Source organism: Arthrobacter sp. A5 (assembly GCF_051131705.1).
In the GTDB taxonomy this organism is placed as follows: Bacteria; Actinomycetota; Actinomycetes; order Actinomycetales; family Micrococcaceae; genus Arthrobacter_M.
On sequence record NZ_CP180316.1, the window covers coordinates 2,581,782 to 2,593,827 of the forward strand.

General features: G+C 62.9%; 12 protein-coding genes. 4 read left to right on the top strand and 8 right to left on the bottom strand.

All coding sequences use genetic code 11. The features are described 5' to 3' along the window. Position 1: 1 nt before the first annotated feature. The 4 genes from ACLLJI_RS12220 (at position 2) to ACLLJI_RS12235 (ending at position 2,564) form a co-directional block, all read left to right on the top strand. On the top strand, positions 2 to 781 hold the full coding sequence (locus ACLLJI_RS12220) for a DUF427 domain-containing protein (RefSeq protein WP_434612599.1): 780 nt from the start codon (positions 2 to 4) through the stop codon (positions 779 to 781). Positions 782 to 1,128: 347 nt separating this feature from the next. Next, complete coding sequence (locus ACLLJI_RS12225; protein ID WP_434612601.1) at positions 1,129 to 1,302, top strand: hypothetical protein; 174 nt, start codon at positions 1,129 to 1,131, stop codon at positions 1,300 to 1,302. 174 nt (positions 1,303 to 1,476) lie between these two features. Then, the gene (locus ACLLJI_RS12230; protein ID WP_434612603.1) at positions 1,477 to 2,091 is read left to right on the top strand and encodes a DUF4158 domain-containing protein; all 615 of its coding nucleotides are present in this window, start codon (positions 1,477 to 1,479) and stop codon (positions 2,089 to 2,091) included. Next, entirely contained in the window at positions 2,007 to 2,564 is a 558-nt protein-coding gene (locus tag ACLLJI_RS12235) for a tyrosine-type recombinase/integrase (protein ID WP_434612605.1), read from the top strand. Before ACLLJI_RS12230 ends, ACLLJI_RS12235 begins: the two co-directional genes overlap by 85 nt. 24 nt (positions 2,565 to 2,588) lie before the next feature. Here the strand turns inward: ACLLJI_RS12235 and ACLLJI_RS12240 are convergent, their stop codons facing one another. The 8 genes from ACLLJI_RS12240 to ACLLJI_RS12275 all read right to left on the bottom strand — a co-directional run bounded on the left by ACLLJI_RS12240 (position 2,589) and on the right by ACLLJI_RS12275 (position 11,716). Beyond that, positions 2,589 to 2,753, bottom strand: a complete 165-nt coding sequence (locus ACLLJI_RS12240; RefSeq protein ID WP_434612607.1) for a hypothetical protein — start codon at positions 2,751 to 2,753, stop codon at positions 2,589 to 2,591. Positions 2,754 to 2,997: 244 nt separating this feature from the next. Further along, positions 2,998 to 4,212, bottom strand: coding sequence for a methionine adenosyltransferase (metK, locus tag ACLLJI_RS12245; RefSeq protein WP_434612609.1), 1,215 nt, complete (start codon positions 4,210 to 4,212; stop codon positions 2,998 to 3,000). Positions 4,213 to 4,296: 84 nt separating this feature from the next. Then, complete coding sequence (gene egtD, locus ACLLJI_RS12250; RefSeq protein WP_434612611.1) at positions 4,297 to 5,283, bottom strand: L-histidine N(alpha)-methyltransferase; 987 nt, start codon at positions 5,281 to 5,283, stop codon at positions 4,297 to 4,299. After that, positions 5,280 to 6,059 (bottom strand): ergothioneine biosynthesis protein EgtC, encoded by a 780-nt coding sequence (gene egtC, locus ACLLJI_RS12255; protein ID WP_434612613.1) that lies wholly within the window; start codon positions 6,057 to 6,059, stop codon positions 5,280 to 5,282. The genes egtD and egtC overlap by 4 nt, the downstream gene beginning before the upstream one ends. A gap of 3 nt (positions 6,060 to 6,062) precedes the next feature. After that, positions 6,063 to 7,418, bottom strand: coding sequence for an ergothioneine biosynthesis protein EgtB (gene egtB / locus ACLLJI_RS12260; protein ID WP_434612615.1), 1,356 nt, complete (start codon positions 7,416 to 7,418; stop codon positions 6,063 to 6,065). Beyond that, on the bottom strand, positions 7,415 to 8,689 hold the full coding sequence (gene egtA, locus ACLLJI_RS12265) for an ergothioneine biosynthesis glutamate--cysteine ligase EgtA (protein WP_434612617.1): 1,275 nt from the start codon (positions 8,687 to 8,689) through the stop codon (positions 7,415 to 7,417). The genes egtB and egtA overlap by 4 nt, the downstream gene beginning before the upstream one ends. 343 nt (positions 8,690 to 9,032) lie before the next feature. Further along, positions 9,033 to 9,809, bottom strand: a complete 777-nt coding sequence (locus ACLLJI_RS12270) for an SDR family NAD(P)-dependent oxidoreductase (RefSeq protein ID WP_434612619.1) — start codon at positions 9,807 to 9,809, stop codon at positions 9,033 to 9,035. Between the two features lie 47 nt (positions 9,810 to 9,856). Next, the gene (locus ACLLJI_RS12275) at positions 9,857 to 11,716 is read right to left on the bottom strand and encodes a glycoside hydrolase family 15 protein (protein WP_434612621.1); all 1,860 of its coding nucleotides are present in this window, start codon (positions 11,714 to 11,716) and stop codon (positions 9,857 to 9,859) included. Positions 11,717 to 12,046 lie beyond the last annotated feature (330 nt).

Genomic DNA, 12,046 nt, shown 5'->3' on the forward strand with positions numbered 1-12,046 from the left:
CATGTCAATGAAACAAAACCCGAGAGAACCACTCCCGAGTACGCGATGGGTGCGCGGATTCGTGGGCGACGTACTTGTGGTCGACAGCCGCGATCAGCTACTCGTATGGGAAGAAGAACTGCCGGTACCGCGGTACTTGTTCCGGGACGAGGACGTCCGCTCAGAGCATCTGATACCCACCGGAGCCCCGGACGAATTGCGCTACCACCACCCAAATTCCGAGGTCGAGTCCTGGTTCGATGTAGTTGTTGATGACCGTTTTATCCGCCATGGGGCGTGGCGGATAAAGGGTTTTGCCGGTTATACGGGAGTGACGTGGGAACGCGGCGGATTTGAGCACTGGTGTGAAGAAAATCAGGAAGTATTCGAGCATCCGCATGACCCCTTCGTCCACATCGATGCCCTGTCCAGCTCGCGATTGGTGACAGTGCGCCACGACGACGTCGTGCTCGGCGAGTCTCGCGATGCGATCTTTCTTTGGGAAACAGGGCTGCCACTGCGCTATTACCTGCCGAGGCGAGACATCGACTTTGACCTTCTCACGCCGACGACCACGGAGAGCATCTGCCCCTACAAGGGCTTCGCCACCGACTACTGGAGCGTTACCAGCAAATCCTCTCTCACTGACATTGCATGGTCCTACTCCGAACCATTCTTCCCGTACCGCAACATCGCCGGGGCAGTCGCCTTCCTGCACGAGGAACTGGACATTTCCGTCGACGGCGTACCGCAAACACGTCCTGTGCCCAAATGGTGGCCAGCACGGTCACGGCTAGGATAATTTCCCCGGGACCGAGCCCGGTTACATGAGCCCTGTTGCTGGCATGCCATCCGTTTTGAATCTCTTACTGCCGCCGGGTCAGCGGCTGAGGATGAACCGGAGGCGACGTGAGTGCTTTCGGCAACCTGATTGCAGCAACGTTCCTCAGCTAACGCAACGCAGGCTGGACCAACGATGGTCTCGCTGGTCGCCGTTGTCGGCCCGGATTGCCTATTGAAGGGCGCGCATAACGAAGAGGTCACAAGGCAATCCCGCAGTCGTGGCGGTGATGGCCGAGGTGGGGGCTCGACCTGTCGCGGGAGTTCCCCAAACCGCTCACCGAGGACGCAGTCCACGCCGCGGACGTCGTGCTCAGCATGGGCTGTGGGGACGCCTGCCCGGTCTACCCCGGCAAGCGCTATCTCGACTGGAACCTGCCCGACCCGGCCGGCCTGCCCGTCAATCAGGTGCGGCTGATCCGCGAGGACATCGACCGCCGCGTCCGTGCGTTGCTCGGCGAACTGGCCCCCGCACCTGCCTAGCGAAGTACCGCTTTGGTTTCGGTAGTCGGCATTTCGGGGGCATTCGGAGCCTCTTGTGCGTCGTTGCGCGAGGTGTCAGGCTGGTCGATACTTTGAAAGTTCCGCCTCCACTTCTTCTCGGCACTTCCTCTGAGAGGCGGGAAGCGGGCAAAGGAAGGAAAAGGTGATGTGCGGATGCGCCGTGAGTGCGAGCCCGAAGAACTGGTGGGTGTCTGGACTCTGGTCAAGGACGACTGGCGCCTGGTCGGCAACAAGACCGGACCCACCCGGCTCGGTTTCGCCCTGCTGCCGAAGTTCTTCGAGCTGGAGGGCCGGTTCCCCCGCCACGGCGGGGAGGTGCCGTCGGCCGCGGTGGACTATGTCGCCAGCCAGGTACGGGTCGATCCGGGCTTGTGCGCCGGGTACGCATGGGCGGGGCGTACCATCGAGTACCACCGGGCGCAGATCCGCGGCGCGCTGGGGTTCCGCTCGGCAACCCGCGCCGACGAGGAGACCCTTGCCGACTGGCTGGCTGCCGAAATCGCCCCCTTCGAGGCGTCCGACGAGCGGATGCGCGAGGCACTGCTGGTCCGCTGCCGTGCTGAGCGGCTCGAACCCCTGGGTCGTCTCGACCGGCTGGTAGCCAAGGCACGGGCCATCGCGGCCGAACGATTCTGCGCCGCCACCCTGGCCCGGCTGGATCCGCCCGCCGGCAACCCAAGACATTGCCCTGCGTCCCCACCCAGGACGAAATCCGCCTCTACTACCAAACCGTCTGGCAGGGCCGCCGCACCGGCGACATCGTACTGATCAAGACCCTGCTTTACACCGGCGTCCGGGTCGCCGAGCTCGTCGCACTGCGCCTGGACGACGTCGACCTCGATGCCAACCGCATCCGGGTCAACCTCGGCAAAGGCGGCAAGGACCGTCTCGTCCCGTTCCCGGCCACCTTCGCTGAAACCCTCGCACTGCACATGGACGCAATGCGGCACCGCGGAGCGGTCCACCTGTTCGAGTCCAACTGGAAAAAGCCCTACAGCACATGCGGGGTCCGGGCAATGCTCACCCGCTACGCCAAAACTGCCGGGCTCACCCACCCCATCAGCCCCCACCAACTCCGGCACTTCCTATTCACCTGGCTCAAGACCCAGGGCATGGACGACGCCCTCATCCAGCCCTACAGCGGACACGAAAGCCGTAAATCCCTCGAGATCTACAGCCGCCTCGCCCTCGCCGACGCCCAAGACCACTACAACGAAGCCATCACTCGATTCCCCGTCTGACCCGCCGCTACCTTGCGGCCTGGGTCACCCTCGGGAGGACTGGGCCTTGTATACGGGTTGGTCCTTTACCTCGTGAACTTCCAATTGATCGGACGGTTCATACTCCCGCAGTTCCAAATGCCCAACCAGCCCTTCGAGGTCCTTGCGCACCTGGTCTTCGGTGCAGTCACGGTGCTGTTCGTTTTCCATAAGGACGTTCGCTCCCAGCGCCCTTCAAACGACAAATCCTGCCCGGTCTCTTGCATCTGGGTGCACATAACCGTCTGTGCACCCTCACGGCGGGCGGTGCATTGCCGCCCTAAACTCTCTCGGGCTACGGTGGCTTCAGCTAACGGAATGATCCAACGCGTCAGTAGCCGGTTATCGCCGCTAGAGGATGGATTCCTAGTGGATCTAGTGGTCGTATGCGATGGGTGAGCGTTTACGTTCGTACTTAAGCGTTGAAATAGCTTCGCAGCTTGTCCACGTGGTCTGTCAGCTCCCAGGTAAATCCTTCGGTCTCGCGGCCGAAGTGCCCGTGGGCTGCAGTGTTTTGATAGATGGGGCGCAAGAGGTCGAGTGCATTGATGATTCCGAGCGGCCGCAGGTCGAAGATCTCGCGCACTGCTGATCCGATAGCGGTCGGATCCACCGTTTCGGTGCCAAAGGTTTCGACGTAGATCCCCACGGGCTGCGCCATCCCAATGGCGTAGGCGATCTGGATCTCCACGCGGCGGGCCAAACCGGCAGCCACAATGTTTTTGGCCACCCACCGCATGGCATAGGCCGCCGAGCGGTCGACTTTTGAGGGGTCCTTGCCGCTGAACGCGCCTCCGCCGTGTCTGGCCATCCCACCGTAGGTGTCGACAATGATCTTACGTCCGGTTAATCCCGCATCCCCTACCGGCCCTCCGATCACAAATTCTCCGCCCGGGTTCAGAATGTGCCGGACCGTGGAAGTATCAAGATCAGTGGTCTTCAGGACGGGATTGATCACGTGCGTTATGAGGTCCGCCCGAAGTTCCTCAAGTGATACGCCTGCCGCGTGCTGGGATGATATAACGATCGAGTCGACCGACACCGGACGATCCCCGTCGTAACCAACGGTGACTTGGGTTTTGCCGTCAGGCCGCAGGTAGGGGAGCGTAGCGTCCTTGCGCACGGAGGTAAGCCGTTCGGAAAGACGATGTGACAGCCATACGGGTGTAGGCATCAGGACCGGAGTTTCGTCGCTGGCGTACCCGAACATGATGCCCTGGTCGCCTGCCCCTTGCGTGTCGTAGGGGTCCAACCCGGTGCCCTCACGACTTTCAATGGAGGTGAAGACCCCCGAGGCGATTTCCGGGGACTGCTGCCCGATCGACACGGAAACCCCGCAGCGTGCTCCGTCGAACCCGTTGGCTGAGGAGTCGTACCCAATCTCAAGGATGGTCCGCCGCACGATCTCCGGAATTTCAACATAAGCCTCGGTAGTCACTTCACCTGCAACGTGAACCAACCCGGTGGTAACCAGCGTTTCGACAGCCACGCGCGAGTTGGGATCCTGCGCCAGCAGACCATCAAGAATGGCATCGCTAATCTGGTCACACATTTTATCCGGGTGGCCCTCGGTTACTGATTCCGAGGTGAAAAGCCGCAGGACGGAAGTATTTGGAATGCCTGAATTCATGTGCTCACTTCACTTGATTGGACGGACAGTCACACGCGAACGTGGCTTCTCCGAAATTGAACAGCCGTTCCGCTGATCGGTGGCTCAGGAGGGTTCGGCCAGCGTCATCGCGTAACGCTCGTCCGCGTCCGTCCACTGCCCGACGACGGTCAGTCGCGCCGCCTCCAGCTCAGCGACAATTCCCTCGCGACGGAACTTCGCCGATATCTCGGTCCTCAGGTCCTCGCCCCAGTCGAAACTGATTTCAAGCCCTGCGCCGGGTACCTGCACCTGCATGGCCCGCGTAGCTCGGAGCCTCATCTCGATCCACTCCTTAGCCGCGTTCCACACGGCCACATGCTCGAACGCCTCGACGTCGAAATCCGCCCCCAACTCGGCGTTGAGGACACGCAGCACGTTCCGGTTGAAGTCGGCTGTCACACCGCTGGGGTCGTCGTAGGCGGGAATCAGGATCTCCGGCGGCTGCACCAGGCCCGTGCCCAGCAGCAATGATCCGCCCTCCTGCCCCAGCAGTTCCCGCACCTGGGTCAGGAACTGTGCACGGGGATCCGGTTCGAGGTTCCCGATCGTACCGCCCAGGAACGCCACCATCCGTCGTCCGTCCTTCGGAAGCAGCTGCAGCTGTGATTCGAAATCAGCGGCCACCGCCTGCAGGATCAGATCGGGATAGGCCCGGGACAGCCCGCTGTTGGCCTCCGTCAGCGCGCTGTCGCTGACGTCCACGGCAACGTAGCTCCGGAGGTCCCCGGCGTCCTTCAATGCGTCAAGCAGCAGGGGGGTTTTCCTCGATGAGCCGGAGCCGAGTTCAATGAGCGTCTCTGCCGGGCTTGCCGCCGCCATCTCCCACGCATGGTCCTCGAGGATACTCCGTTCGGCGCGGGTGGGGAAGTATTCCTGCAGCTGTGTGATCTGCTCGAACAGTTCGCTGCCCCGCTGGTCGTAGAACCACTTGGGCGGTAGCGTTTTCGCCGGTTTGCTCAGCCCTGCCCGCACGTCCTCGCGGAGGGTGCGCTCGAGGTAGTGCGGCGGCAGGTGATGGACTATCTCAAGTGCTGTTTTTGAGGGGTTCATGTGAGCGTGGGCTCCATCTCTGCGGGGGTTATCGGGCTTATGTCGACGCCGTGCGAGGTGGCTACCAGCAGGGACTGATCCGGGACCTCATGCCATCCGGCATCGTCGTCGGAGGGCTCACTGGCCACGACGGTTCCCCTGTTATCTGAGCGCCAGAAAAGGGTATCGCCGGCCGCTGTGGCCGCGATGGTCGTTCCGTCGGTCAAAAGGAAGTTGTACCTGCCCGTGCTCGCGGCGGCTGCGTCGGTCGCAACGCGTGCCAGCACGTCGGCGGCGGAGTACTTGACAGCGTAATCCGGGGATTGGAGCCGCTCAAGGACGAGAGCCCACAGCAGGGCCGAATCCACCCGGGCTTCGAGGGCAAGAAGCCGGGCCGGCGGTAATGTCGCAGCCAGTGCCTCCGCGGACCGGGGCCAGTTGTCGATCCGCCCGTTGTGGCTGAACACCCATTTCCCCGAGGTGTAGGGAGCGGCGGCTGCCTCGTCCGGCGTCGTACCGGGTGTGGCTGAACGGACGGCGGCAAGCACCGCTGTGCTGGTGGTGACCCGCGCCAGGTCAGCGAAGGACTGGTCCGTCCACATGGGCACAGCGCGCCGGTAGCGGGCCGGGAGGGGATCTTCCGCGGCATACCAGCCGACGCCGAACCCGTCCGCGTTCATAGTGCCGTTGCGTTGACGTCGCGGCGCCCAGGACTGCCGGAGCAGGCCATGTTCTGGTCCCGAAATCAGCGTGGCCAGCGGCGTCGGCGGTCCAAGGAAAGCCAGGTGACGGCACATCCGCTACTCCCCTCCGGCTGAAGCGGCATCCCGGGCGGTCCGGAAGCCCGTGAAGATCTGGCGCCGGATAGGGTAATCCCAGTTCCGGAACGTTCCCCGGCTCGCTGCTTTGTCGGCAGCCCAGGACCCACCGCGCAGCACCTTGTAACCTCCGCCGAAGAAGGCTTTGCTGTACTCGGCGTAGGGAAACACCTGGAATCCCGGGTAGGGACCGAAGTCGCTGGAGGTCCATTCCCAGACATCGCCGATCAGTTGGTGGACGCCCAGCGCAGATGCCCCTTCGTGGTAGGACCCGACAGGGGAAGGCCGCAGCGCTGCACCGCCCAGGTTGGCGTGGCGGGCCGTCGGGTCCTCGTCGCCCCACGGGTAGCGCCGGGAGCGGCCGCTGACCGGGTCGTGGCGAGCAGCCTTCTCCCACTCTGCCTCTGTGGGCAGGCGCCGCCCCGCCCAGCGGGCATATGCCTCGGCCTCGAAGAAGGACACGTGCTGTACCGGCTCATCGAGGGGGACCGGCTCAAGAACGCCGAACCGGGTCCGCCACCACTGGTGACCGTCCCGCCTCCAGTACTTCGGTGCAGTCAGGTCATCATCGTTGCGGTGGCTCCACCCCTCAGCGGTCCACCAGCCCGGATTCGAGTATCCGCCGTCGTTGATGAAATCAATGAAGGCACCGTTGCTTACCGGAACCGTGTCGATCCAGTAGCCGGGAACGTGCACCTCATGGGCAGGCCGTTCGTTATCCAGTGCCCAGGGCTCCACCGAGGTGCCCATCGTGAAGGAGCCGGCCGGCACATGCACTTCCCGCGGAAGCCCGGTGACACCGCGGGCCAGCACACCGGGCTCCGGATTCACCGGGTGCAGCACAGGTTCGCCTACCCGGAGCTGATGGGTCGCGAGCATGGTCTCCGCGTGCTGCTGTTCGTGCTGGACCATCATGCCAAAAGCGAACCCGCCCTCCAGCAGCGGTGACCCTTCAAGGGGAACCCGCTCAAGGATGTCCAGCGTCTTGGAGCGTACCTCGGCAAGGTAGCCCCGGGAGTCCGACGGTGTCAGCAGCGGCAGCGAGGGGCGGCTGCTGCGCGAATGTTCAAAGGCGTCGTAGAGTTTGTCGATTTCCGGGCGGAGCGGCTCCATCCTGCCGACGTCGCGGACCAGCCATAGTTCTTCCTGGCTGCCGACATGCGCAAGGTCCCATACCAGGGGAGACATCAGGGGTGAATGCTGTTTGAGCAGTTCCTCCTCGTCACACGCGGTGAGGGCATGGGTACGACGACGCGCGCGCTCCAAGCCCTCCGCTATGGAGGCACGAAGTTTCTCGGGGACAGCGCCGGTGTCCGGCGAGATTTGCGGATTCGTCATTGGGCTTTTTCCTTTCGCTGTGCGGAATCTGAGAACCGGCCCGTGCGGCGCCAATCGTCGATCCGCTGGTCTGCGGGACAGCGGCCCCGCGCGGTGTAGTTCTCAAGAAACGATTCCACCCGGAACCGTGTGGCCGCATCGGCGCCCAGCCGTTCCATCGCGCCCAGTGCTGCCTCAGCGCAAACCCGCCCCGCTGTAGCAAGGACAGGGTCCGCCAGCCCATCCCGTGCCGCGACGGTCATTGGATCGGACAGCGCAGTCACCGGAGTGCATGCATCGGCAGCGGTGTCGGCTGCCCGTTCGTCCTCCACCAAGGCGGTCGTTATGGCTGCGACCGCTTCCCAGTCGGAGCCGACCTGGGCGTCGATCACCCGGATCTCAAGGAATCCTCGGGGGCGGATGAAGGGAAAGAGGGTGCTGAGATGGTAGTCGAGGTCCGCACCGGTGACTGGCCGGGGCCCCTGTCCGCGGAGCCATTCCCGCATGGTCAGTCCTCGCGGTGCTTCCCATGAACCCTGTGACGCCGGTATGCACAGGATCGACGCATCGAGGGCGTAGCGTGCCCACGCGACCGGAGGATCCTCGGAATCCGGAACGGGGGACGTACGGGACGGGTCGGTTTTCAGCCACACTGCCTGACGTGTGCTCTGCCAGCCGCTGGGCGCCCCGCTGCGGAAGGGGGAGTTGGCAAAAAGTGCGACGAGCGCCGGCGCGAGATGGTGAAGACGCTGCCAGCGCTGCACGGCGCTGCCGGTACCGTTTCCGGAAAGACCGGCATCCAGACATACCTGCAGGGATGAAGTGGAGCACATCATGGTCCGACCGGCAGGCCCAGAACGATCAAAATGGGTTTCCATGGCTGCGTACCGGGGATGATCCAGCGTCCGCACCGGCGGACGGACTGGATCCAGGGCGACGCTGCTGAAGGAAAGTCCCGCGTCCCCGAAAGTACCGTCAATGCCGGCGAGGTCTCTTCTTGTAGCTTCGATGACCGAGGGAAGGTCCGCTCCGCAAGCCGAACTCAGCTCAAGCTGCCCTCCCGGCTCGAAGGTGATGACCCCACCACCGGGAAGATCGGTCACCTGACCAGCAACGGCCTGCACTTCAGCTACCGGCACCGGTCGCCGATAATCGGACGCATCGTGCACAATTCTCTCGATTTCCACGCCCACTGCCCCTGGAGGGCCGGTCTTGAAACACACCGACGCGACATAGATCTCCGCCTCGGTCTCCGACAGCGCTCTGGAACCCCGCTCCAACCCCGACACCATCAATAATCCTTTCATCGTGATGCGATCACTTCAATAGCTAAACAGTCCTTCAACCAGCAACGAAGCCCGTGTAGTTCTTGTTCCTATCCGTCGGCAACAACACGTTCTTTCCAACGCGGTTCGTGATTTTCTTGAGGGCGGCTGTACCGATGGTTCCCGGCGCCTCCCCGGCCCCTCCCGGCCAAAGAGCGCCCGGCTTCGTGATTCACTTGAGGGCCCGCGCCGGGCTGAGGTTTTCACTCCGCCCGGCCGCAACTCTCCGACGGGCGGGATGGGTATGCCGGTGTGAAACCTGTCGGGTCACCCGGATCCCGGCCTGTGCTGCTTGTTGTGCAATGCGGGATCAGGCGCCTTGACCAGACATTTGCATCAGCCCGCCATCCATCACGTACGTCGCCCCGGTCACGTAATCTCCGTCGGCGGAAGCCAGGAATACTGCCAGACGACCGATCTCCCCGGGCTCAGCGGCTCGCTTCAGCGGAATGCTCTTAACCTGCTCCTTGCGGTATTCGGGGTCATCGATCGCTTTCTGGTTGAACGGGGTCAGGACCATGCCGGGGGCGATGTTGTTGACCGTCATGCCGAGCTCGGAAACCTCCAGCACGAGGGTGCGGGTGAGGTTGCGCAGGGCGCCTTTGGAACAGTCATAATCTGCCGCGCCTGCCCGTGCCTGCTCCTGATGGACCGAGGTTGTGTTGATGATTTTCCCGCCGCCGCCCTGCTGCTTGCGATGGTTGATGAAGTGTTTGCAGCAGATAAGCTGCCCGATGAGGTTGCTGCGCATCGTACGTTCGAAGTCGGCGATCTCCAGATCCGCGACATAGGTGCCGGACGCGTCGACGCTGGCGTTGTTCATGAGGATATCGATCCGCCCGAATGTTTCGAATGCGGCTTGGAACATTTCCTGCACCTTGGCTTCGTCGCCGTGATCTCCTTGAACCACGATCGCTTTACGACCGTGGGCTTCGACCTGCTCCCGGGTGGTGTTGGCGCCTTTTTCGTCCTCGAGGTAATGCACGACGATGTCGGCGCCTTCACGGGCGAATTCGACGGCTGTGGCCTGACCTATCCCTGAGTCGGATCCGGTGATGAATGCGACCTTGTTCTCCAGTTTTCCCATAACTTCTTTCCATCTCCTTTAGTTGGTGCTCATTGGTGCTTTGGGGTTTAGCGTTGGCGGTCCTGCTGGTTTTCATGGTGTTCGGCCTGCGCGATAGCCGAGGCGGCAGTGATGAGGCCGATGTGTGAGAGTCCCTGCGGGAAATTACCGATCAGGGTCCCCTCATGAATGTGAACCTCTTCGGAGAGAAGCCCGAGATCGTTGGCGTACCCGGTGACGGTCTCGAAGATTTCTTTCGCCTGCCCGATTTGGCCTGCCATGGCCCGTCCGGCGGCCAGCCAGTAGGAACAGATAATGAACGCGCCCTCATCTCCCGCATCCGTCCACCGCTGGACCAGGGCCCCGGTGGAAAGATCCCGTTCAATGGCGTCCATCGTGGCCAGGACACGGTTGTCGTTGGCGGGCAGGAATCCCATCATCGGCATCAGGAGGACACCGGCGTCGAGGTGATCGGAATCGAAGGCACCGGTGAACGCATTGACGTCGCTGTTCCAACCCCGCTCCAGAATCGCCGCCCGAATCTTATCGCGTTCGGATTCCCACCGCGCCACCCTGTCAGCGGCATCGAGGCGGTCAGCAAGTTTCACCGCCCGGTCCAGTGCGACCCAGCACATCAGCTTCGATGTCAGGTAGTTCCGATCGCCTTCTCGTCCTTCCCATATTCCTGAGTCTTTTTCGTGCCAGGTCCCCGCGGCCCGGTCAGCGACCGCCACCAGAAACCCCACTGTCTGGGCTGGTAGTTCCCGAAGCTGATCACGCAGTATCCACGCGCATTCGAAGACCTCCCCGAGGACATCGAGCTGCGTCTGGTCCCAGGCGTCATTACCGACCCGTACCGGGCGGGACTGCGCGTACCCGGTAAGGTGGTCGAGGGAATGTTCGCTCAGATCGTGTTCTCCGCCGACACCGAACATGATCTGCAGGTGGCCCTCCCGCGTCGGGCCAGCTGAAGAAGTGATCCAATCAAAAAACTGCTGTCCCTCATCGGCGCACGCAGCAATCCACAGCGCTTTAAGGGTCAGGCTGCCATCGCGCAGCCACCCGAACCGGTAATCCCAGTTCGCGCTTCCTCCAAGTTCCTCCGGCAACGAAGTCGTCGCCGCAGCGACCACTGCCCCGGTCGGGCGGTACGTCAGAGCCTGCAGCACCAGCACACTGCGCTGCACCTGCTCCCGGTAGGGCCCCTGATAGCTTTGATGGATCTCGCTCCAGGACCGCCACGCCTCGATCGTGTCCCTGAGCCGGGCCGCACCGCCCGGCTCTCCACCAACATCGTCAACCGAACCATCAACCGAACTGTCGACCGAACTACGGTGTTGCAGGGCGAACGCCGCGCTCTCACCGGCGTTAAGGATGAACGTTCCGCCCGCACACCCGTTTTCGACATCGAGTACGATGTCGCCGGTCAGGGACAACCGGTCAGCGCCTCCTGCTATCTCCCACCCTGCTGCAGTCCGTGTGAAGCCCGGTGTGATGAGCCCGTATTCCGGCCTTGGCGCCAACTCGACCCTCACCTGGACGTGCCCCCGGCTTACCTCCAGCCGCCGGACGAGCATATGCGGGGAGCTGTGCCCGATCTGGTGCCCCCGCTCCCCCATTCCCAAAGAAAGGCCATCCGTGAGCCGGAGATCCCCGCTTTCACAGTGAAAGTCCGTTTCCACGACCATCGTGCCCGGTAGGTACCGCCGGCTGACCGTGAAATTCTCTGTCGGACGGATGAGCCAGTACCCGGCATCCACACCCAGCAGGCGGCCAAAGACGCTGGGCCCATCAAACCGCACTGGGCACCACCAGTCCACCGATCCCTCCCGCGAGACCAGAGCCGCTCCCTGACAGTCACCAAGCAGACCATAATCCGAAATGACCGCCGCCGCCTGCTCCTCCCCACCGGAATTCCTCGTATTCATACACGTCCTCCGATTTTTCCTGCCCGACTACACGTGTCTTGCTGCAGCGCCTCCCCAGCGCAACGATCCTCACCACGACATTGCTTCCAAGCCTTGAACCCCACCATAGCCTTTACCCTCCGCGTCGCAGCGCGTTCAGCTCCGCGGGTCCACGTACCGCCCACATGCTGGAGATCAAAGCCTTCCTCACCGACCTGGCCACCCTGCTTTGCCCGCAGTGCAGGCCGAACGACTTGGATGCTTCAAACACCATCCGTCCTGCGGGCACCGAAGCAAAGCTTCCCAACTCCGGCCACAAAGAGAGGCCTGACCGTCCGCTCCCCGTCACCT

Bases quoted from the DNA above. Each gene is read 5' to 3' on its own strand.
- ACLLJI_RS12220 (WP_434612599.1), top strand. From the start codon at position 2: ATGTCAATGAAACAAAACCCGAGAGAACCACTCCCGAGTACGCGATGG.
- ACLLJI_RS12230 (WP_434612603.1), top strand. From the start codon at position 1,477: ATGCGCCGTGAGTGCGAGCCCGAAGAACTGGTGGGTGTCTGGACTCTG.
- ACLLJI_RS12240 (WP_434612607.1), bottom strand. From the start codon at position 2,753: ATGGAAAACGAACAGCACCGTGACTGCACCGAAGACCAGGTGCGCAAG.
- metK (WP_434612609.1), bottom strand. From the start codon at position 4,212: ATGAATTCAGGCATTCCAAATACTTCCGTCCTGCGGCTTTTCACCTCG.
- egtD (WP_434612611.1), bottom strand. From the start codon at position 5,283: ATGAACCCCTCAAAAACAGCACTTGAGATAGTCCATCACCTGCCGCCG.
- egtC (WP_434612613.1), bottom strand. From the start codon at position 6,059: ATGTGCCGTCACCTGGCTTTCCTTGGACCGCCGACGCCGCTGGCCACG.
- egtB (WP_434612615.1), bottom strand. From the start codon at position 7,418: ATGACGAATCCGCAAATCTCGCCGGACACCGGCGCTGTCCCCGAGAAA.
- egtA (WP_434612617.1), bottom strand. From the start codon at position 8,689: ATGGTGTCGGGGTTGGAGCGGGGTTCCAGAGCGCTGTCGGAGACCGAG.
- ACLLJI_RS12270 (WP_434612619.1), bottom strand. From the start codon at position 9,809: ATGGGAAAACTGGAGAACAAGGTCGCATTCATCACCGGATCCGACTCA.
- ACLLJI_RS12275 (WP_434612621.1), bottom strand. From the start codon at position 11,716: ATGAATACGAGGAATTCCGGTGGGGAGGAGCAGGCGGCGGCGGTCATT.